This is a genomic window from Sphingomonas sp. SORGH_AS_0879 (assembly GCF_030819175.1).
Lineage (GTDB): Bacteria > Pseudomonadota > Alphaproteobacteria > Sphingomonadales > Sphingomonadaceae > Sphingomonas.
Genome location: NZ_JAUTBJ010000002.1, coordinates 1009732 through 1030970, shown reverse-complemented (window position 1 = coordinate 1030970; position 21239 = coordinate 1009732). Strand labels below are relative to the sequence as shown.

At 63.8% G+C, this 21239-nt stretch carries 17 protein-coding genes and 3 pseudogenes; 15 read left to right on the top strand and 5 right to left on the bottom strand.

All coding sequences use genetic code 11. The features are described 5' to 3' along the window. Window positions 1–313 precede the first annotated feature (313 nt). Window positions 314–2962: a MobA/MobL family protein gene (locus QE379_RS05545; RefSeq protein WP_306998635.1), complete on the top strand. Its 2649-nt coding sequence runs from the start codon at window positions 314–316 to the stop codon at window positions 2960–2962. Between the two features lie 8 nt (window positions 2963–2970). On the opposite strand, the gene QE379_RS05540 is transcribed toward QE379_RS05545, so the two are convergent. Genes QE379_RS05540 through QE379_RS05530 form a run of 3 tightly spaced genes read right to left on the bottom strand, consistent with a single transcriptional unit; the run spans window position 2971 to window position 6184 of the window. Continuing rightward, entirely contained in the window at window positions 2971–3339 is a 369-nt protein-coding gene (locus QE379_RS05540; protein WP_306998633.1) for a DUF4878 domain-containing protein, read from the bottom strand. Between the two features lie 26 nt (window positions 3340–3365). Continuing rightward, complete coding sequence (locus QE379_RS05535) at window positions 3366–4106, bottom strand: hypothetical protein (protein ID WP_306998632.1); 741 nt, start codon at window positions 4104–4106, stop codon at window positions 3366–3368. 29 nt (window positions 4107–4135) lie between these two features. After that, entirely contained in the window at window positions 4136–6184 is a 2049-nt protein-coding gene (locus QE379_RS05530; protein ID WP_306998630.1) for a S8 family serine peptidase, read from the bottom strand. Between the two features lie 873 nt (window positions 6185–7057). Here QE379_RS05530 and QE379_RS05525 point away from each other — a divergent pair. From QE379_RS05525 to QE379_RS05490, 8 genes and pseudogenes are all read left to right on the top strand, one after another. Continuing rightward, window positions 7058–7684, top strand: a complete 627-nt coding sequence (locus tag QE379_RS05525; RefSeq protein WP_306998628.1) for a hypothetical protein — start codon at window positions 7058–7060, stop codon at window positions 7682–7684. Between the two features lie 40 nt (window positions 7685–7724). Next, a complete protein-coding gene (locus tag QE379_RS05520) occupies window positions 7725–8378 on the top strand; it encodes a hypothetical protein (RefSeq protein WP_306998626.1) in 654 nt (217 codons plus the stop codon). Between the two features lie 51 nt (window positions 8379–8429). Next, the gene (locus QE379_RS05515; protein ID WP_306998624.1) at window positions 8430–9293 is read left to right on the top strand and encodes a hypothetical protein; all 864 of its coding nucleotides are present in this window, start codon (window positions 8430–8432) and stop codon (window positions 9291–9293) included. Between the two features lie 52 nt (window positions 9294–9345). Beyond that, window positions 9346–9885, top strand: coding sequence for a hypothetical protein (locus QE379_RS05510; RefSeq protein ID WP_306998622.1), 540 nt, complete (start codon window positions 9346–9348; stop codon window positions 9883–9885). Window positions 9886–10131: 246 nt separating this feature from the next. Then, on the top strand, window positions 10132–11037 hold the full coding sequence (locus tag QE379_RS05505; RefSeq protein ID WP_306998619.1) for a site-specific integrase: 906 nt from the start codon (window positions 10132–10134) through the stop codon (window positions 11035–11037). Window positions 11038–11041: 4 nt separating this feature from the next. Next, a pseudogene (locus QE379_RS05500) lies at window positions 11042–11471 on the top strand (transposase zinc-binding domain-containing protein); the annotation flags it as partial. Between the two features lie 58 nt (window positions 11472–11529). Then, a pseudogene (locus QE379_RS05495) lies at window positions 11530–12775 on the top strand (IS256 family transposase). A gap of 37 nt (window positions 12776–12812) precedes the next feature. Further along, window positions 12813–13595 (top strand): annotated as a pseudogene (locus tag QE379_RS05490) (transposase); the annotation flags it as partial. A gap of 351 nt (window positions 13596–13946) precedes the next feature. On the opposite strand, the gene QE379_RS05485 reads toward QE379_RS05490, so the two are convergent. Beyond that, window positions 13947–14129, bottom strand: coding sequence for an alpha-ketoglutarate-dependent dioxygenase AlkB (locus QE379_RS05485; protein WP_306998617.1), 183 nt, complete (start codon window positions 14127–14129; stop codon window positions 13947–13949). Between the two features lie 225 nt (window positions 14130–14354). On the opposite strand from QE379_RS05485, the gene QE379_RS05480 reads away from it, so the two are divergent. The 6 genes from QE379_RS05480 (at window position 14355) to QE379_RS05460 (ending at window position 20764) form a co-directional block, all read left to right on the top strand. Beyond that, window positions 14355–14669, top strand: coding sequence for a hypothetical protein (locus QE379_RS05480; RefSeq protein ID WP_306998615.1), 315 nt, complete (start codon window positions 14355–14357; stop codon window positions 14667–14669). Window positions 14670–14711: 42 nt separating this feature from the next. Beyond that, window positions 14712–15919, top strand: a protein-coding gene (locus QE379_RS05475) for an IS3 family transposase (RefSeq protein ID WP_306998613.1) whose coding sequence is annotated in 2 segments (ribosomal slippage) — window positions 14712–15036 and window positions 15036–15919 — 1209 coding nt in all. Because the reading frame shifts where the segments join, the coding sequence is not laid out codon by codon here. A 191-nt stretch (window positions 15920–16110) separates the two neighbouring features. Then, window positions 16111–16896: a 26S protease regulatory subunit gene (locus QE379_RS05470; RefSeq protein WP_306998610.1), complete on the top strand. Its 786-nt coding sequence runs from the start codon at window positions 16111–16113 to the stop codon at window positions 16894–16896. Window positions 16897–16963: 67 nt separating this feature from the next. Continuing rightward, on the top strand, window positions 16964–18280 hold the full coding sequence (locus tag QE379_RS05465; protein WP_306998608.1) for a hypothetical protein: 1317 nt from the start codon (window positions 16964–16966) through the stop codon (window positions 18278–18280). 569 nt (window positions 18281–18849) lie between these two features. Continuing rightward, complete coding sequence (locus QE379_RS19575) at window positions 18850–19158, top strand: CHC2 zinc finger domain-containing protein (RefSeq protein WP_373461730.1); 309 nt, start codon at window positions 18850–18852, stop codon at window positions 19156–19158. Between the two features lie 440 nt (window positions 19159–19598). Continuing rightward, window positions 19599–20764 (top strand): IS3 family transposase gene (locus tag QE379_RS05460; protein WP_373461696.1). Its coding sequence is split into 2 segments (ribosomal slippage): window positions 19599–19860 and window positions 19860–20764, totalling 1167 coding nucleotides; the frame shifts between segments, so codons are not numbered across the junction. Window positions 20765–20774: 10 nt separating this feature from the next. On the opposite strand, the gene QE379_RS05455 is transcribed toward QE379_RS05460, so the two are convergent. Then, window positions 20775–21128, bottom strand: a complete 354-nt coding sequence (locus QE379_RS05455; RefSeq protein ID WP_306998604.1) for a transposase — start codon at window positions 21126–21128, stop codon at window positions 20775–20777. Between the last annotated feature and the right edge of the window lie 111 nt (window positions 21129–21239).

Here is a 21239-nt window from a genome sequence, read left to right as displayed (position 1 = left end):
GGGCTGACGATACGGACCTCCGATTCCGGTCGTTGCGGGGGGCGCTCCACTTTCGCTGAAGATGGATGCGTGGGTGTGCGATTGACCGCCGGTCGCAACGCCGGACCGGAACCCGCGTTCGGCGCGCGGTTCCGCATCGATCAAATGGAGCGCCCCCCGCAACGGCGGTGAGCAGCGGTCCCTACGAAGCGAAAGGCCGCAGTCGAGGAAGGGATTGGGGGGTGGGATGCGAAAGAAATGTTGACCCCGGTCAACGGCGCATCCGCTCCTGATCCCACCCCCCAGCCTGCGGCGTCACGATCGAGGGCGCGCAATGCTGCTGGAGACCGAGGAAGGGATATGGGCGCGGGCGGACGCGCGTGTTTTCCGCCTGCTCATGGACGGCGGGCGGACGGAGCGCCGTATACAGGCGGCGGAGCGTACGGTCGCCGCCGCCTTCCGCCGCGTCGCGGCGCTGCGCCAGCGTCGGCGCGCTGACGCAGCGCGTGAACAGGTGGCAGTCAACCGGCTGCTCGATCAGGAACTGTCGCATGCCTGGGGGCACCCGCTGCGCGTCCGCATGGCCCGGGCCGACAGCCACGAATCGGGCAGCACAACACCGTCCCGCAAGATGGCGATGCTCACCGGCGTGTCGAAGCGCGCCATCCGCACCTACCAGGTGCCGATGATCGACGAACGCGGCCGCGTCTCCTTGTATTTCCGCATTCGCTACGTGGGCTTCAAATCGAAGACATGGCGTGCGGGCCTGCCCGCCGATCACGCGCTCTATATCCTGCGCGAGGACGCGCTCGAGCGGATCGGCGATGACGCGATCGATTCCGTGCCGATGTCGAACATGGGCAAGGACGCGCAGGAGATCGCGGCAGGCTGGCGCGCGCTGGAGGCGGTCGAGGAAGGCTATCGCGCCAATGCGATCGTCCAGCATCGCATCATCTGGAATCTGCCGCATGACCTGACCGCGGTCGAGCGCCGCGCGCTGGTCGAGCAATTTTGTGAGCGGACTTTCGGCCGACTCGGCCTGCCGTGGGTCGCTGCGATCCACACGCCGGATGCCAAGGGCGATCAGCGCAACTTTCACGCGCACATCTGCTTCTCGCTGCGCCCGTGCGAGCGCACCGGCGACCATGAATGGTCGATCGCGCAGGAGAAGGTGAACGGCCTGACCGACCCGGACGGGCTGAAGCTGATGCGCGCGCTGGCCGCCGCGCACATGAACCGTGCCTGCCGTTCGGCCGGGCGACCGGAGCGTTTCACCCATCAGACGTACAAGGAGCGCGGGATCGACGCCCAGCGGCAGGCGCATGTCGGTGCTGCGGCGATGGCGGCGCATGAACGCGGCGAGCATGTCCATACCATCGCCCGCAACGCAGCCATCGCCGAGAGCAACGAACTTGCAGTCGAGAAGGCGCTGGTTGAACGGGAGGTCCAGGCCCATGAACGCCTGACAGGGCTGCTTGAACGGCACATACAGGTGGCTGGCCTGCGAGCCAACGCCCGTGCGATCACCGCTCACGTGACGGTGATCGCGAGGTCAGCCCGCGAGATGATCGAACGGGTCCGCCGGACAAAAGCTGTCGTTCGGCCCGTGGCTCCACAAACCGTCCTGAAGGTCCGCGATCACGCCCAGGCGATCCTGCGCCGTATCCAGCAGCGACGGGTCGTGCATCGGCCGTCGCCTGCGGTGCGGAACACGGCGATGACATTGGCGGTCACGGCTCGAACGGTCGCGGAGCGGATCGGCGCAGTACCGGCACCGATCATACCGTCCCGGACCGCGCTGATGCAGTCCCGGCGTATCGCGACGATCGTGGCAGGCCGGACCACGTCGGCGGTGCTGCATCGGAAACTAACCGAACAGCGCGCCGCAGCCGCAGCGATCCACCAGCGCCTCGTCGCGCGTGACCGGCAACATGCGCATGAACAGGCTCGCCGCCTGATCCTCACCGCCGAACCGACGCCCTATCGGCGGGAGCACAACCGCCTGATCCTCGATCTGTCCGCCATGCCCATGGCGGCACGTCAAATGATCCAAAGCCTGCCGCACGATGATCTCGGCCGCGCCCTGCGCGAGCGTCATCGTCTTGACCAGCAGCGTGCAGCCAAACAACGCAAGGCCGCGGACGCAGCGGCGAAACGCGTGGAAGCCGAACGCGCCGCCGAAGCCGCTCGACGTACACTGGTCGAGGAAGCCTGCCGCATCCTGCGCGACACAGGACCGCGCCCCTATCGCCGGAACGGCAAGCGGATCGAACCCGACTGGTCCGTCCTGCCTCCGCGCGAGCGTGACACGGTGATGGCGGTCGGTATCGGCGACGATGATCTGCGCCGCGCCCTCCTCGAACGCATCCGGCACGACGACCGTGCCGACCGGACCACCGCGATGCTGGATACGATCGAACGGGAACGCCGTCTTGTGCCGACCATCGATGGTCGCCGACAGGTCGATGCGCAGACACTGGCGACCTTCGGCCTGCGTGACGACGATGTTCAAACCGAACGGGTGCAGCGCCAGCTCGAAGATATCGCGGCACAGCAACTCGGCGAACACGGCATGATCGTGAGCTATGCCGTAGCGCACCCCGATCAGTTGGTGCGGAGCGATGCGGGCTGGTCGCTGGTCCCGGCCGCCCCGGCCGTCATGCGGGAACTGATCGAGGCATGGCGGCACGATGACAAGGTTCAACGCATCCTTGGGATGCTCGCCGAGCGGAGGGGGACCGACGTTGTGACCGCAGCGAAGCCGGTGTTGACGATGACCGACACGCCGACGGGGGAAGCGCGGCAAACCGGGGTGCAGAATGCGCCGGCATCAAACAGCCCGCCGCCATCGTCGAGAAACGGCGTTCAACCCGCCGCGCCGCCCGCATCTCCCGAAACCTCTCCGCGTCATGCGGATGGTAACGGAGGTGGGACGACACGCCGGACGCCGATCATCGATGATCCGGGCACGATGTCACGCTGAGCGGTCCATCACATGGTGATGTACCACTTGCCATCGACACGGCGCAGATTCGCGGTCCGTCTCACCTCGGTGCCGTCACCGAAATGCGATACCGTCTCAACGATAGCATGATCGGGATCGACGGTCTTGGTGTCGAGCACTTCTACCGTCTTGATGCCGCCATGAGGCGGTGGACCGGATGTGGCCGTCTTGGGCGCGGCCGCCACCATCATCCCCGCGAGAGGGCGAACAGCGGGGTCAATCCGCTCCAGCACCTCGGCACCTCGCCCGGCCGCATTGTCGACGATGAACGCGCGGGCGACATCCTCAGGCTTTTCGGTCTTCGAGCAGGCACCCACGCTGACGCAGCCGATCGCCAGGATAACGAAGCGATTCATCAACGACATCCTCATTGCAGCGCGCATCACAGCGACGGCTTCCTGGCACGAGCGGCGATGAAGGCGTCGGTGGCCTGCTCGACCAGTTTGCCCGGCTGCTGGCTTGAGCCTTCTGGCTGCGCGATCTCCACGGTCCCGCCACGAGGGCCGAGGTTCGCAGCGGCCCGGAAAGCACTTGTCCCGCCGCCCCAGCGCGCGCCGAACGTGTCCCCCGGCTGCTCTTCGCGCGGGCGCCCCCACTTCTCGACCAGCATCCGGCGCCATTCCGCTGCCGCCGTTCCTTGCGGCGCGAGGTACACGATCGACGACAGATGCGCCCCGTCCGGCCAGACCAGCGTCTTCAACATATAGCGCCCGCCAGCATCATCCTGGAGCGTCGCCTCACCGAGCACACCGCGCCGGGTTTCCACGCCGCCAACGCCTCCACGGATGTTGATGAGGCTGCGGACCTGACTCTCGAAGTCGACATAGCGGGTCACGCCCCGGTTCGTCAGCTTCCGCGACGCGATGACGGCGGTCACCTCCGCCTCGCTCATGCCGAGGCGGAAGCCGCCGAGATCGAAGGTCACCGGATCACCGGCAACGCTGCGATCGGCGGCACGCGTCAAGCCGAGAATGACGGGTGTGGCCGGCAGGGTAATGGCGGGTTGCTTTGGCCCACTGCCGAAGACGGATGGGATCTTGTCGAGCAGCTTGGTGATCGGTGGTCGCTGCGCAGTGGCGGGCACGGCGGCCAGCCCGATGACGAGCGCGATGGTCAAACGCATGTGGTTCTCTCCCTGTGATATCGATCGGATCAGAAGCCGGTGTGCCAGCCGACGAGCGCGGCGACGGAGCCGTCGGTGACGTCGTGCATGACGCCGAGGCGCAGCGGCATTGCGGTGCGGGTGACGTAGCCGGCGGTGAGCTGGACGCGGCGTTGCCCTGCTAGGCTGGCGCGGGTGACGCCGTACAGGACCGAGCGGCTGGCAAGGTCGTAGCCCGTCCCGAGGGTCAGCTCCGCCGCGCCCGCCTCGATGGCGAGCGGCTGCGCGATCCCGAGCGTCAGCAGGCCGCCGGGCACCGCGCCGGTCGCCTGCACACCGATCCGGCTGCCGAGGATCGGGGTGGCACCGGTGACGAGCGAAGCGGCGTCGATCTTCAACCGGGTGACGCCCAGCGAGCCGTATCCCTCCAGCGTCCAGCCATCGGTCACGCCGATCCGGTGGTGCACCTCGACCATCACCGTTCGGGCGCCGCGTCCCAGCCGCAGCGCACCGGCGCCGGTCGGCATGCCCATCAGCGTGCCGTCCTCGTCGATGAACGAGGCGCGTAAGGAGAGGTCGCCACGGCTCCAGCCCAGCGTCATCGCCCGCGCGGCGCTGCCGGCGGTGCGTCCCGCCGCCATGGTCAGCCCGAGCCGCCCGCCACCGACTGCCCGGTCGACGCCGAGGCTGGTCCCGGCCTGCGGGACATAGGCGAGCACGCCATCGGCGAAGGGCGCCAGCCCCATGACATCGGCCTGCAGCATGTCGGCACCGTTCCACGCCGCACGCACCCCGGTCTTCCCGTCGGTGTAGCCGAAGGTCCCCGCCGTCGCTGCGGACCGGACCTGATCCTGGCCGGGGCCGAAGCGGACGCTGGTATAGCCCATGGTGCCGCTGAAGCCGCCGAACGACAGGCTTGCCTGCCGCCCCATCTGCCGGACGCGCCGTTCGATCCGGCGGTCCGCCATGACCTGCGGCTGGACGACGAGCGCGGCGATCGAGCCGGTGAAGTCGCGGCCGAAGGCGTCGAGCACCGTGACATGCGACAGCGCGGTCTGGATCGCAGCCGTGCCGACGGCACCCGGCACTACCATCACCGACTTGGCGATGCTGGTCTGCGTCGAGCCGTTCGACAGCGTTGGATTGACCGGCGACAGCGCTGCCTGAAAGTCGATCAGCCCCATGCCGAACACCTCGTCCGGTCCCGGCGCACCGATGTCTTTGGCGGTCTGGAGGATGACGTCACCCGCCTGTTGACCGCTCAGCTGCGGCCACTTCGACAGGATGTCGGCGGCGAGTCCTGCCACCACCGGCGCCGCCGAGCTGGTGCCGGAGAAGACACCGACCGTGCCATCGACCAGCGTCGTGACATTGGAGCCGACCGCGACGACGGTGCGGTCCTTCATCGTGCCCGCCTTATTGGAATAGGCCTCGATCTCGTACTTGTTCAGTGCCGGGCTGAGCGCGCCGACGAACAGCACCGCCTTGCGATTGTCGGCGGTGATCCACTGCGCATTGTACGGATCGGCACCGCCGAAATTGCCGGTAGAGTTGACGAGCAGGCCGCCTGTTTCTGCCAGCCGCTCAGTCGCCGAGGTCCAGCCCGCGCTACCGCCCACCAGCGAACTGCTGACGATCTTGATGCCCTTGTCCGCCGCATAGCGGATCGCCTCGTCGGTGTGCGACAGGATCTCCCCTTGCGTTTTCTCGTCCCAGTCGGCGACCCGCAACGCGACGATCGTGGCGGACGGGGCATAACCAACAGTCGCGTTGCCGTTGACGCGTGCCGCGATAATGTTGGCGACCGCCGTGCCGTGGTCGGACACCGCACTGCCCAGCTCACTCCGCTTGGTCCGCGTGCCGTCGGCGGCTACGACATAGCCGAAGTCCTTCGACAGCGTCTGGTCGATGCGGCCGTCGAGTTCGCCGTTCACGTTCATCACGCCGTCGTCGACCACCGCCACACTGACACCCTGACCGGTGTGCCCGCTGTCGAGCGCGTAGAGCGCGTTCATAAACTCGTTGGCGCCGTAGTTGCGGCGAAACTCGGGCGTGTCGTTGACCGAGCGGATCGGCTGCTTGTCCGAAGGGGTAATCACATATCCCGTCGGCGGCGGCACCGGCGCCGAATAGACGGGCGGGGTTGGCGTTGGTGTCGGTGTTGGCGTGGGAGCTGGTGTCGGCGTGGGCGTAGGTGACGGCGTCGGAGACGGCGTTGGCGTGGGGCTCGGTGTCGGGCTCGGCGACGGTGTCGGACTTGGCGTCGGCGATGGGCTGGGCGTCGGCGTCGCGCCGCCGGTTGGTGGTGGCGTCACCACGCTCCCCGCACTGTTGATCCCGCCGCCACCCCCGCAGGCGGCGATCGTCAACGCCAGCATGCTCACCGACGCTGCTCTGATCCCCCGTATTCCAACCATCTTCATCCCCCGATGGGGATGCGCGCCGGCCAGCCGGCGGCACCCCGTGAAATGGCGGGGTGCCGGCCCTCTGGAGACCGGATGTTCGAAACCTGTAGCGAACAGGCGCGGGCGCCTTTAGCCGGGTGGCCTGGACATACGCGTCCGCCACCCGGTCACAAAGAGCTTTGCGACCGTTTTGTTGGTCTTGCGACCGGCTTCGCTACGGGGTTTCGACGCCCCGGTTCACGGACAAAATCCGCGAACCGCCTGAGGCTATAGGCCAATCCTTAACAGATTGCGACAGTCCGAAGGGCGCAACCATGCCAGCGGCATGGAAAAGGGCGCCGTTGGCGCTGATTCTAACGAGCAGGTGATGCGAAGGTTCTGAAAGAAGGGAAAAACAGGGTCAGCATCCGCCGGCTTGGCCCTCGGTCAGAATTTTCGTCGTCGATCGGCCCTGCCGGTCATCCTCACCGTCCGCATGTCCTCGCCCCAGCCGCTTCGCGCGGCATGGGGGCGAGGACGCGCGCCTGGAGCACACCGCATATGCTTCCCACACCTATCATCACCACCGTGAACGTCGCCGCCCTCGACGTCGGCCATCGGCTCGGCCTCGATCGGCAAATACCCATCGGCGCGGCGGCCCTGACCGCCCGCCTGCAAGGTCCGACGGTCCACTTCTCGCTCGACAGCTACGTCCTGCGACCATCGGACCCCGCCGACGCGCTGCTGGCTTGGCTCGACCAGAAGCTGACCACCGATGGCGCGACGATCACCGGCTACCGCCTGAAGGACGCGATAGCCCTGCTCGATCGGCTGCCCGGCGCCGAATGGTCGCCCGCCCTCCGCGCGCTGGCGGGCTGCGGCCGGCAATATCTGCTCGATCTGTCGGCCAGTGTCGGCGATGGGCTGCTGACCCTTCAGCAAGCCTGTGGCCATTCGCAGATACTGTGTGCGCCGGTCGATCCGAACCGCCGCTTCGCTGACTGGGTGCGGTCCGACATCGGCGAGATCGAGCAGGACGCACAGGTCGACGTAATCGCTACGTTCCGGCTGGTCATACGCCGTCTCGCTAAGGTGAATCCGGTCGGTCGCAGCATCGCTGCGGCCATCAGCAGCCACTTCGCCGAATGGCTGGGCGAAGCTGATTACGCCGCCACCCGGCTCCATGTCGCGGACCTGCTGTCCACCGCCGACTGATCGAAACCCGCCGCATCGCGGTCAATCTCCAGGAAAAACTATGTCTCTCATTGATCTGTCGATCGAGGAGCGTGGCTTCGCGCCCGCGTCGATCGCGCTTGCCGTGCGCACCATCGGCGCCTGTCCCACCGCCCGCCACCGACCGGATGCCCGCATCCTCTGCGGCATCGGCGTCCTTACCGTCACGCCGGACGACGGTGGCTACCGTTTCACCAGCGACGCCCGGTGTCTCGGCGAAGGCGATACGCCCCGCGATCTGCTCGATTGGCTGGAGCAGCGCATCCCCGCGACCGGCGCTGCAATAAGCTGGGACAATTGGGGCCGCGTCCCCCACCGACTGCTGACGCTCGCCGATCTGGCGCGCCATCCGCGCCTCATCACCGCCGCTAGCGACACAGCCGGGCGGTGGCGCGACATGCCGCGCGGGTACACGTGGCATATGCATCAGGCACGCGCGCATCTCATGCCGTGCATCTGCCGCCCCGGCACTCCCGTCGACGAATGCGACGCGGCCACGCCGACCGCGCTGCTCCCGGACCCGGCGACCACCGCGGTCGAACTGGTCGGCGAGGCGATCGCAGGCTGGCAGTGCTGGGCACGACTATTCGGCGATTTCGACGACGCCGACCACCCCGCACAAGCCGCACTCCGCGCCCTCGCTCGCTGGCGCGCCGATCAGCCCGCCACCCGCTGACCTTCCCCCAAACCAACATGCGCGCGCGCGAGCGCCCGCCGGAGAACCACCATGCACCACGACCTGACCTCGCTCTGGAAGAGCAACACGCCGCGCTTCGTCGTCGTCCTCGATGCCGAACTCGCCTATGACCATGAAGCGCACGCGCGCTATCAGTCCGCCGAACGTTTCCTCCCCGCCGATGCCGCGCACCTGTCGCCGCGCGAACTGCGCACCGACCCGCGTGTGACGCCGCGCTGGCCTTGCCATCGGATCACGACGCTGAGTTGGCTGGTGATGACCGAGGCGGAAGACGGCCTGCGCCCGGTGCGGCTGGAAACGCGCGGCCTGCCGGAACAGGACGAAGCCGCTGTCCTGAAGGCCTTCTTCGCCGACATGGAACAGCTTGGCCACGTCCAACTCGTGACCTGGGGCGGATTCCATTCCGACCTGCCGCAGATCCTGATCGGGGCGATCGACGCGGGGCTGCGGCTGCCGGCGAGCCTGACCGGGTTGTTGTCACCATGGCGCCGCGATGCCTCGGGGCACGTTGACCTTTGCAGCGAAATGTGCGGCGGGGCGGCACCAGCGCACCTTGCCGAGGTCGCCGCCCGCCTCGGCATGCCAGTCAAACTAACCTGTCGGCCGAACCTCGTCTCTCAACTGATGCAGCAGGGTAAATGGTCGGCGGTCCGCTCGGTCTGCGAGGGCGATGTGTGGACGACCGCGGCACTGCTGATGCGCTGGCGCCATCTGAGCGGCGGCACCGCCTCCGTATTGGAGGCAACGCGGCGGCTGACCACGTTTATGGCCGAGCACTGCGCGCACCGGCCCTACGCCACCGACTGGCAGCGCCACGCCGACGACCTGCTCGCCGCGTCCTTCGCGGCGGAAGCCCGCAAACTGGAAACCCTGGGAGCCTCGGCCTGCAACTGAGCCGTGATGATGGCCTCTTCGAAGGGGCGGAAAAGAAAGAAGGATCAACGATATGAGCGTCATCGAATCGATGGACACGATGCAGGCCTGGACCGCCGGCCTGCGCCTCGCCATGGGCTATCCGCAATATGCGCCCATCGGCAATCCGATCGCCTATGCCTCGGGCGGGCGCAAGAACTTCGCCGAGGCGCTGGAGATCGCCGCCATCGTCGAACAGACGAACCGAGACTTCGTCCTCGTGCAATTCGACCTGCCCATCGCCGACGGGCCGGTCGGCATCTCGCTCGCCACCCGCGGCAACATCCTTGTTGACTGGCACGCCGATGTGCAGCCCTACCTCGCCAGCGACGACGGGGTCATCGAACTGCTCGGCGACACGCATCGCTGGTCGGTCGGGCCACGCGCCATCTTGACCGCGTCGCCGCTGCCGTCCCGTAGCCGGATCAAACGCGGCATCGAACGCGCGCACCGGCGCTGGCGGGAAGCCGCGGATCAGATCCGCGGCATCGAATTGCACGGCTCCCTCTTCATCCCCGCCGGGGGCAGCTACGCCGACGCGATACCGACGGAGGTGGTGCGGGCGGCGGCGTGAGGCGTCATCAGCCTTGTCGGCGTATAAAGTGTGCGTACCATCAACGCTGACAGGACTGTCACATCGTTGGTGGTCGATTGGACGACAGCGTTCAATCGACCGCCAGCCCGTCCACTTTCGACCAGAGCACGAACCCGCTGCGCGGGAGGGTCGCTTGGGGTGACGTAGGGTAGTATTTCAAAGGCTTTGGGCGGGGAGATGTGGCCGTCCGACCATGCGGGTTCCTTCAACGGAAAGGAACTCGCCATGGATGCTGCTACTATCGCCACCCCGAACACTTCGCTCCGCCAGCGTATGCTGCAGGATATGAAGATGCGTGGTCTTGGGGAGCACACGCAGAAGGACTATGTCCGCCACGTTCGGCGCTTTGCCGCATTTCTCGGCCAGCCTCCCGATACCGCTACGGTTGAAGACCTCCGGCGCTTTCAGCTGGATCAGCATGAACGCGCCGTTGGTCCCGCGACCATCAATGGGGCCGTATCGGCACTGCGTTTCTTGTTCGGCATCACCCTCAGGCGACCGGAGATGGCGCTGGGGCTTGTTGTCCTGCATTACGCGCCCAAATTGCGGGTGGTCTTGAGCGTCGAGGAGACCGCGCGGCTGCTCGAGGCGGCGCCAGGCATCAAATACAAAGCGGCCCTCAGCGTGGCCTATGGTGCGGGCCTGCGGGTCTCGGAGGTCGCCCACCTCAAGGTCGATGACATCGACAGCGAGCGCATGATCATCCGCGTCGAGCAGGGCAAGGGGCGCAAGGATCGCAATGCCATGCTTTCACCACACCTGCTGGACCTGCTCCGTCAATGGTGGCGCGAAGGCAAGCGGCGCGGGGTGATGTTGCCCCATGGCTGGCTGTTCCCCGGCCGCAGCGGCACGGATCCGGTCTCGGCTCGCCAGTTGCACCGGGTCGTGCAGGAATCGGCGGGGCGCGCAGAGATCCACAAGCGGGTAAGCCCGCACACATTGCGCCATTCGTTCGCCACCCACCTGCTTGAGCAGGGCGTCGATATTCGGGTCATCCAGGTCTTGCTGGGACACGTGAACATCAACACGACCGGCATCTACACTCAGGTCTCGAGCAAGACCATGCGGGCGGTGGCCAGCCCGCTCGACCAGATCGTTGCCGTGATGGAAGGCAGGGCACCTCCCGGTTGAACCGGTGCGCACCTCGCTCGAGGTCGCCGATATCTTCCGCGGCGCCGGGCCCGCCTATCGGGCGGCCCATGCCGGGCATCTGAGCCTTGGCCAGCTCAAGGTCATGACGGCGATCGAGAATTGCCGCACCGCTGCCCTTGGCGGTCACGTCGAGGCCTGCGACGACTGCGGGCACTGGCGGATCGCCTACAACTCCTGCCGCAACCGGCATTGTCCCAAGTGCCAGGGCGCGGCCGCGCGGACCTGGCTGGCCGCGCGCGAGGCCGATCTGTTGCCGGTCGGCTATTTCCACGTCGTGTTCACCGTGCCCGCGGAGATTGCCGCCATCGCCTGGCAGAACAAGGCGGTGGTCTATGACCTGCTGTTCCGCGCGGCGGGCCGACACGCTGCGGACCATCGCGGCCGATCCGAAACACCTCGGCGCGCGGGTCGGCAGGGAGTGTCAGGAATTTCGTGTGCGGGCGGGCATAAAGGGGAAGAAGGAGACCCGATATGTCCCGACGCAAAGAGCCTGCCATACCGAACGAGTTACTGGATCAGTTGCTGGCCGGGGGTGACGCGGGCACCGCTTTGGCGCAGGGTGGCCTGCTCGACGCGCTGAAGAAGGCGCTGACCGAGCGCGCGTTGAATGCCGAGATGGATCATCACCTCGCCGGTGAAGATGGCGCGGGCAACAGCCGCAACGGTTACGGTCGGAAGACGATCACGACCGATACCGGTAAGTTGGCGATCGACGTACCGCGCGACCGGCAAGCCAGCTTCGACCCGCAGCTGATCGCCAAATACCAGCGGCGCTTTCCAGGTTTCGATGAAAAGATCGTGTCGATGTACGCGCGCGGTATGAGCACCCGGGAGATCACGGGGCACCTGCACGATCTGTACGGCATCGACCCCGGCCTTCGCCGGGGCAGGCTGTGTCGCCCGATCTGATCTCGACGGTAACCGACGCCGTACTCGACGAGGTGGCGATCTGGCAGCAGCGGCCGCTGGATCCGGTCTACCCGCTCGTCTTTTTCGACGCCTTGCGGGTGAAGATCCGCGACGAGGGCATGGTGCGCAACAAGGCGATCCACATCGCGCTCGGCGTCCGTGCCGATGGTGCCAAGGAGGTGCTGGGCCTGTGGCTGGAGCAGAACGAGGGCGCAAAATTCTGGCTCAGGGTGATGAACGAGCTCAGGAACCGCGGCACCGAGGACATCCTGCTCGCTGTCGTCGATGGCCTGAAAGGTTTTCCCGAGGCGATCACCGCCGTGTTTCCCGACGCCGTGGTTCAAACCTGCATCGTCCACCTGCTGCGCAATTCCATGGACTTCGTCTCCTGGAAGGACCGCAAGGGCCTGGCGACCGCGCTGAAGGATTCTACCGCGCGCCCAGCGCCGAGGCGGCCGAACAGGCCCTGACGGCATTCGAGGCGGGGCCCTGGGGCACCCGCTATCCCGCCATCGGCCAGAGCTGGCGGCGCGCCTGGGCCGAGGTCATCCCCTTCTTCGCCTTTCCCGACGAGGTCCGGCGGATCATCTATACCACGAATTCCATAGAGGCCTTGAACTCGAAGCTGCGCCGGGCCGTGCGCGCCCGCGGGCATTTCCCCAGTGACGAGGCCGCCACCAAGCTGCTCTACCTGATCTTGAACCGCTCGGAGAAAGAGTGGAGAATGCCGCCACGTGAGTGGACCATGGCAAAGGCACAGTTCGCCGTCATCTTCGGCGAACGCTTCATCAAGGCCATGGCGGCGTAATGTTCATCCGCCCGCCCGCACACGAAATTCCTGACACTCCCGGGTCGGCATCACCGCCGTGCTGCACACATGGGGCTCGGCGCTGACCCACCACCCGCATGTGCACATGATCGTGCCCGGCGGTGGCATCGCGCTGGACGGCACGCGCTGGATCTCGTCGCGTCCGGCCTTCCTGCTACCGGTGCGTGTGCTGGGTGCCTTGTTCCGCCGACTGTTCCTCTCGCGTCTCCTGGCATTGTTCGATGCCGGCAAGCTGGCCTTCTTCAACACCCTGGCGGGCCTGGCGACACGCAAAGCCTTGCTGCGACATCTCTCGCCCGTCCGGAAGAAGCGCTGGGTGGTCTACGCCAAGCCACCCTTTGCCGGGCCGCAGGCGGTGCTGGCCTATCTGGCGCGCTACACCCACCGTGTTGCCATCTCGAACCAGCGGCTTGTCGCCTTCGACAAGGGCGGCGTCACCTTCCGGTATAAAGACTATCGCCGCGATGGTGCCGACCGCCAGCAGGCCATGACGTTGGCGACCGACGAGTTCATCCGCCGCTTCCTGATCCACGTCCTGCCACGCGGCTTCCATCGCATCCGGCATTACGGCCTGCTCGCCAGTTCGACGCACAAGGATGCCATGGCGCTCGCCCGCAAGCTGCTGGGCATCGCCGCGCCGATCAAGGAGGCAGAGGCCGAAGCCGACGAGCCGCCCGACCATCGCCCGCCATGCCCGTGCTGCGGCGGGCACATGACCATCATCGAGACCTTCGCCCGCTGGTGCCAGCCCCGCGCGCCGCCGCAGCCAGCGCCACCCGCCCGGAGACATGCGCCATGACCCGGCATGGCCCATCCTGCATGACGGTCACGCCCATGGTGTCCTGGCCGGTGGCCCGCCACATGCCCATCCCGGAATTGCGCCGGGCGCGAGGCACACCGGGCAGCAAAACCAACGCCACCTGCAATCTGACACCGCACGAAATCACGTCAATCGGGCCAGCAGCGACACCTCTGGATCGGCAGCGCTTACCCGCCAGAACCATTCCAAAACCCATTTACCCATAGACCACCGCATGGGGCCCGCGGGTTCCTGCATTGGAGGCTTTCGTACGCAAGCGCCCGAAACCCTTCACAATTCAAGCCGTTCGCTGACAACGTGGCCAACGTCCGGGTCCGGCCGAGCCGCCGTTCAGCTAACCTCAGGAAAAGTAAGGTTATAGCGAAATTCGCCTGCCGGACTACCGTTGCCGCGCAGCGTATCCACACCACGGAACGTCTGACGAGCAGGGCCACCCCAGACCACTACGTCGCCGTGAAACAGCTGCACGCGCATGGACTTCTCGCTTCGGGTTGCGCCATCCCACCGAAACATCGCAGGTACAGGTTGGCTCAGCCCTTAAACTGTCAGGTGGCCGGACCACCTTACTTTGTAGCCTATAAAGGGCAGCTAAAACGGCGACATCCGCTTGGTCACGCTACGAACTGGACGAGAAAGGTTCCGCGCTGCTCAAGCGACCGCTCGCGTCGCCGATTGTGTGCGGATATGCGCTGCACGCGCACTTGGTCTGGGCAGTGGTTTATGCTTAATATCATCGCGATGAGCGATGATATTGACGATGGCAACGGGATTCTCAAAGGCGATCTGATGAAGGTCATCCACGTCGATGACTTATCCGGAACCGTTTATCTTCGTTTGTTTGACGGCCGCACGTCTCGCATAACAGGCTTGGCTGAAGGCACCCTTCACAAGAACGATGTCATTCTCAGCGATGGAAACGACTGGAGGGTTGTGCCCAATGAGCTGTGGCCTACATCCTTCCTGACATCTGTTGTCCGTGACGTGCTTGAGGACGGGACTGTACTTGGCGAATCGGGCAGTGAACTGGCCCCCATTTCGACCGGACGGATTTGAGCCTAGGAAGGAGGCTTGGGGCTATCCCCTGAGCATAGGCTTATGTCCGTGTCCGAGATCATCACCGACGGCGGTCGTCGCCGTCACTGGAGCACGCCCGAGAAGCTGAGGATCGTCGAGGAGACGCTCGATGGTCGGGAGAGCATATCGGTGGTGGCGCGCCGCAACGGCGTGGCGCCGAACCTGCTGTACCGTTGGCGGCGGCTGATGCTGGAAGGCGGGAGCGTTGCAGTTGCCGGCGACGACGACGTGACCAGCAACCGGCAGGTCCGCGAGATGGAAACCCGCATCCGCGAACTGGAGCGCCAGCTCGGGCGCAAGACGCTGGAGGTCGAGATACTGAAGGAGGCGCTGGAGCGCTCGCGCCCAAAAAAAGCGAGCTTGCTCATGCACTCGCCGCTGCCGGAGACTATCCGGTGAGCCTGGTCGCCAGCACGCTCGGGGTCGGGCGTTCGACGGTGTACGACCGCCTGACGGGAACCACCAGGACGCGCGGGCCGTACGCCAAGGCCGACGACACGGATCTGCTGCCCTGCATTCGCCAGATCGCCGCGCAACGGCCAACATACGGCTACCGCCGCATCGCGGCGGTCCTCAATCGGCAGCGGCGCGCCGAAGGACTTGCGCCGGTCAACCACAAGCGCGTCTACCGCATCATGGCGGCGGACCGCCTGCTGCTGGCGCGGCGCTACGCCGAGCGAGCCGACTATGGGCATGACGGCGTCGTAGTGACGATCCGCTCGAACCTGCGCTGGTGCTCCGACGGCTTCGAGTTCACCTGCTGGAACGGTGAGGTCGTGCGCGGTGCCTTCATCATCGACGCCCATGACCGCGAGATCATCTCGTGGCGCGCGGTTGCCAATGCCGGCATCAGCGGCTCGGACGTGCGCGACATCATGCTGGAAGCCGTGGAAACCCGCTTCGGCACCATGCGCGCGGCGACACCGGTCGAGATGCTGTCGGACAACGGTTCGGCCTATACCGCCTGCGAAACACGGACCTTTGCCCGGCAGCTGGGCCTCAAACCCTGCTTCACCCCCGTCCGCAGCCCGCAGTCCAACGGCATCTCGGAGGCCTTCGTCCATACCCTCAAACGGGATTACGTCCGCGTCTCGCCGCTGCCGGACGCACTCACCGCGTTGACATCGCTTGCCGGATGGATCGAGGACTACAACGACAACCACCCCCATTCAGGGCTCAAAATGCGTTCGCCGCGCGAGCATCGCGCACTGGTTTCTGCAACCGCTTGAACCCGTCCGGTGAAACGGGGGCCAGATCAGGCAGCGCTCTGCTGACGTTAGGTAATTCCCAAGGCATTCCAGTCTCGGAAAATTTTACCGTCGAAATAGACGGATCCTCGGACATACGGCGAATCTTGTCGAAAAAACCAATGCGAGTACGGCCTAATTTCGACGGTCCCGAAATCTCCGCGTCATCGTTTTTGGTAAAGCCGGACGTGGGCGGTCTTTCATTTGATGATTTTGGCGGTTACGACCATGTCGTATCTAGGGCAAAAGATCTGATCAATACGCAACTAAACCGCCACGACGAGCTAAAACGTATTGGCGCGCGCCCCGTGAAGGGAGTTCTGTTTACAGGTTTGCCCGGGACCGGGAAAACCCACCTTGCGCGCATCATCGCGAATCAGGCCAATGCCGATTTCTACAGCATTAGCGGCCCGGCCATCGTGAGCAAATGGGTGGGTGATTCGGAAGGGATGCTCCGAAAGATCTTCGAGCATGCCGAAAAATCCAAGTCAGGTCGATCGATCATATTCTTTGACGAGATCGACAGTATTGCGGAAGCCCGATCCGGTAACAGCAATGAATCTTCTCGAAAACTGGTCGCGCAACTGCTCACGCTTATGGACGGCTTCAGCAATCGCGAAAGCACCACTATCGTGATTGCTGCAACAAACCGCGTAGATTCATTGGATCCGGCATTGACCCGACCGGGTAGGTTTGATTGGGAAATTGAGTTCGGCTTGCCCGGTATAATTGATCGGCTAGAAATCATGCGCGTGGGGATGCGCCGCATTCAATGTGATGGCGACCTGCCGATCTTCGATGTGGCTTTGCGAACGCATAACTGGTCCGCAGCACGCCTAACCGCGATCTGGACCGAGGCTGCCCTCATTGCAGCATCTGACCAGCGAAGCCGGGTCGCTGGCGAAGACATCGCTCAAGCCTATGAACGCGTAGCACGTCGTCCGGAACGGGATAAATAAAATGGTATTAGGTAGGCTCGCTTTCAGCTCAAGATTTCCCTACATCCGTTTGCGCTCTACCCGGGTATTGCAGACCCGCAGTGACGACAAAGCTCCGCTGCGCGAGTTCATCTATCTCGATGAAATAAGCCTAGCAAGCCTTCTGGCGTCACAGAAGGGCGAGATAACGGACAATATAACAGCCAAATCGGAAGCGGCCCTTCTTGCTGAGATCGGCGGAAAGATTTCCGCAAAGCCAATACCTGGCGCATCCGCAGAAGTTACTTCTAGGCTCCAGAGCACCAACAGCAGTGCCATTCAGACGGTTCGCAAGGCAAATGCGCAATCACTATTCCGCGAATTGCACATGTTGAAAAATCTAAGGAAAATACAACCTAACAATAAGGGCGAGTTGCCCGAAAAATTGGATGACCTATTTTCCGATCCCCATACATATTCAGCATTTAAGGCCTCGGAACTCAACAGAGGGGACCTTGTAGAGTTTCACGTCCAGTTATCAGCGTCATGGATTTTCCAGATGAGTACGATGATTGCTGAATTTTCGGATATGTTTGACGAGAGCCCGGCCCTATTTATCGAGAATGTGAAATTTTCTGATTTGTATAACGCAAAAAATGCTAACAAGATTATAAATAGGTTGCTAGCTGGCCTAGTTCCTATTGACGGTATTGCATCTGGATATTCGGTAGTAATCGATGGAACTGACGAGTATATTGTGAAGAATATGGTCGTAGACCATCTGGGACTGGATTCCATTCCACTCAAGGTCGTCGGTGTGACCGAGCATTCTGCCTATTGGAAAGACATTCGGAGGGTGCTGTTCGCGAATAATGAGTTCACAGTGCTGTGTCGACTTTCTAAAGCTGGACTTCAGACTGAATGGAATCCTATCAAGGCTGCGGACATTTTCCGGGATTTCGTTCCGGATTTGGCGGCCCAGATAGAGGAGTCCAGTAAGATGGCGATGATGGCATCTTCTGAAAATGCATCAAAACAGAGTCCCGACCCGTCGCACTCGCAGCTCATTTTCGCAATTGGGAAATATAAGGATATACTTCTATCTGAGATTGACGATAAAATAACAGATGTAGTATTAGAAAGTATTGACGAACGAATTTCGCAGATTGTATTCTATCCAGATACTGCGGAAGGGCAACGACTTGCATTTGCTCAGGTAAAGGCGCTGATTGAAGAGCTTACCGGCCAGAACGTAAGTCCACAGATCGATTTCGACGCTCGTGAGCGATCGCGAAAGGCCATGAAGCTTCCATTTTTCCCGGACATATCTGTTTCTAAAGCGAAGGAGGTTACGACTATCCCGGTCTTACTGGAACCGAAAAAGTCACGCATGCTGGATGTGGAGGTTGTGGCGATCTACTGGTGAAAGTGCGCAGAGTTGGGCTATGCAACCGACATCAAGGCATCTGAATGTCGGCTTTCCAGTTTTCCGGCTGGAACCTGCTGGTCCAGACAGTCCGACATCTCGGCCAACTGAGGCCGGTGAGCTTCGTCCGGTTTGAGCCAAACCCGGCATTCGACTGACCATCCGTCAATGGCAGGTAAGTCCCAAACTGGGCCGTCCTGAATTTGAGACCAGGCATGGTAACGAGCGAGGGTTATCGATGCCTCGTCACCAAAGCTCTATCGACTCATACTCGGGTGAAAAAATGCCGTCAAGCCGCCCTCGCCACCCGAATTTCCCAATGATCTGAGTGCCCATCGCTTTCACCTCGGGCGCGCCATTTCTGTGTCCATTTCCTTGGAGGATGGACTTTTGGTTCAAATCTCCCGACCGCGAGGCGCTAGCCAGCGTTGCTCATAAGACCCAAATACGTCGTGACGCTCTACTCGATACCGCGTTGTTGCCTAGACACCCGAAAGGCCGAACGTCCCCCAACCTTTCGTACAAGGATGACCACTTGACGGAGGCCAGCGATCGACCATCATACCGTCATGTCGCACCTTTCTGACCATCGGCGATTAGCCCGAGTGCAAAGCCCCTTGGTACAATTGGTGGCGCAAACGGTCGAATTGGAGACGACGCAGGCAGGGCTGCGGGGCTCATGCGCTTTCCACCCGGATCCGACTCGTGGCCTCTACGTCTACAACGGGCGCTTTTACTGTTTTTCATGCGGTACCGGCGGAGACGTGATCGACTGGTGGATGCGGCTCTACGGTGTCGACGAGACGACCGCAGCAGCACATCTCACGCGAGGCGCTCCCGGCGACAGCACCGATGAACATAGCGAAAAGCCTTGCTGATCGGACAGGACGACCGATCAGCAAGGCTTCGGATGACGGGACGGTACCCATGACGAGGCGCCAGCGCATTGATGCTACCTCGCCAGCTGGCCCAAGCATCGCCTATGTCTGCGATGACCTGGACGCTACGACCAGCCCGAGCAAATGCTGTATGAACGCATTCCCGCCCCGCCGATAGGCCATGCGCCCCCAATGGTCCCACTGATCGACCCTGGCCGCGATCCAGGCGAATAGGTCATCCCGCACGATCTGGTCATCGAACGCCAGAGACCAAGTCACCCGTCTCAACGGCATCCTGGCAGGAACGTCGCTGGCCATCGAGGTCAGGGTGATCGCATGCGACTGTCCTACCGCCTCGCGCGCGAAGACGTGACGTGACGTGACCCCCGTTTCTTCATCCAACTGGAAGTAGAGACCGTCTCCTTAAAGGGACGGACGGAATGAAGCGGAAGCAGTTTTCGGAAGAGCAGATCATCGGCATCCTGAAGGAGGCCGAGGCGGGTGCGGTGGTGACGGAGCTGTGCCGCAAGCACGGGATGTCGAGCGCGACTTACTATGCGTGGAAGGCGAAGTTCGGCGGCCTGGAGGTGTCCGACGCAAAGCGCCTGCGGTCGCTCGAAGAGGAGAACGCCCGGCTCAAACGGCTACTGGCGGACACGATGCTGGACAATGCGGGGTTGAAAGACCTGCTGTCAAAAAAGTGGTGACGCCCGCCGCGAAGCGGCAAGCGGTCGCGCATCTCCAGGCGACGCTGGGGATGAGCGAGCGGCGGGCATGCACGGTCGTTGGGGCAGACCGCACGAGCATGCGGTATCGCTCGTGCCGGGCGGATGATGGCGACCTGCGGTCGCGGCTGCGCGAGCTGGCGCAGCAACGCCGACGGTTCGGCTATCGGCGTCTGCACATCCTGCTGCGCCGGGACGGCATCACGATCAACCGCAAGAAGACCCAGCGGCTCTATCGTGAGGAGGGTTTGACGGTCAGGCGCCGGAAGGGACGAAGGCGCGCCACAGGCAGCCGTGCGCCCGCGTCAGTGCTGGCGCTTCCCAACCAGCGCTGGAGTCTGGACTTCGTCCACGACCAGCTCGTGACCGGCCGTCGGTTCCGCGTGCTCAACATCGTCGATGACGTCACGCGCGAATGCCTTCGGGCGGTGGTGGACACGTCGATCTCGGGCCGGCGGGTCGTGCGCGAGCTGGCCGATCTGATCGCCGAGCGTGGCAGGCCGAAGATGATCGTCAGCGACAACGGGACCGAACTGACGTCGAACGCGGTGCTCGCCTGGTCCGGCGATGCCCGCATCGAGTGGCATTACATCGCGCCGGGCAAGCCCACGCAGAACGGGTTCGTCGAGAGCTTTAACGGTCGCATGCGCGACGAGCTGCTCAACGAGACGCTGTTCTTCACCATCGGTCAGGCCCGCTCGATTCTGGCCCGCTGGGTCGACGACTACAACAACGAGCGTCCGCACTCCTCGCTCGGCTACGCCACTCCGGCAGCCTTCGCTGCCGGGCTCGAACAGCAACGGGCGGGGTTAACCCCGCCCGTTGCTTCACCTGCGCTTATGCGCGAAAACCACGGTCGGTCTCTGGTTGCCGCTGGATGAAAGACCGGGGTCACGTCAACCGGCACAGCGTCGTCTCGTCCGGCGTGCCGCCATCCAGCGCAAAGCCGCAGAACCGCCGGAACGACAGCCGGTCGAGCAGCGCCTCCTCCAGCCCGGGGTCCGACAGATCATACAACGCCTGTAGATACAGCGCCTTGACCATCGCCAGCGGCGCATAGGGCGGTCGACCCGTCCGACCCTGCCGCAGCGGCGACACCAGCGGCTCCAGCCGGCTCCAGTCGATCAGCCGCTCGATCCCCGACAGCTTCGCATTCGATCCCAAGCGCGGATCCATCAACGCTTCCACCAGCGATCGCTGCTCGACCATCACCATGCCCTCCTGCCCGCACAGTGAATCACTCAACCATCCTCATTGCCAGACGTTTCGCAGAGGAATCCTGGAAGGGGATCGTTGCAAAACCCGCCAGACCAACCCGTTGAAGGCCGGAATCCAGTTGGGAAGGCGTTGGCAAGT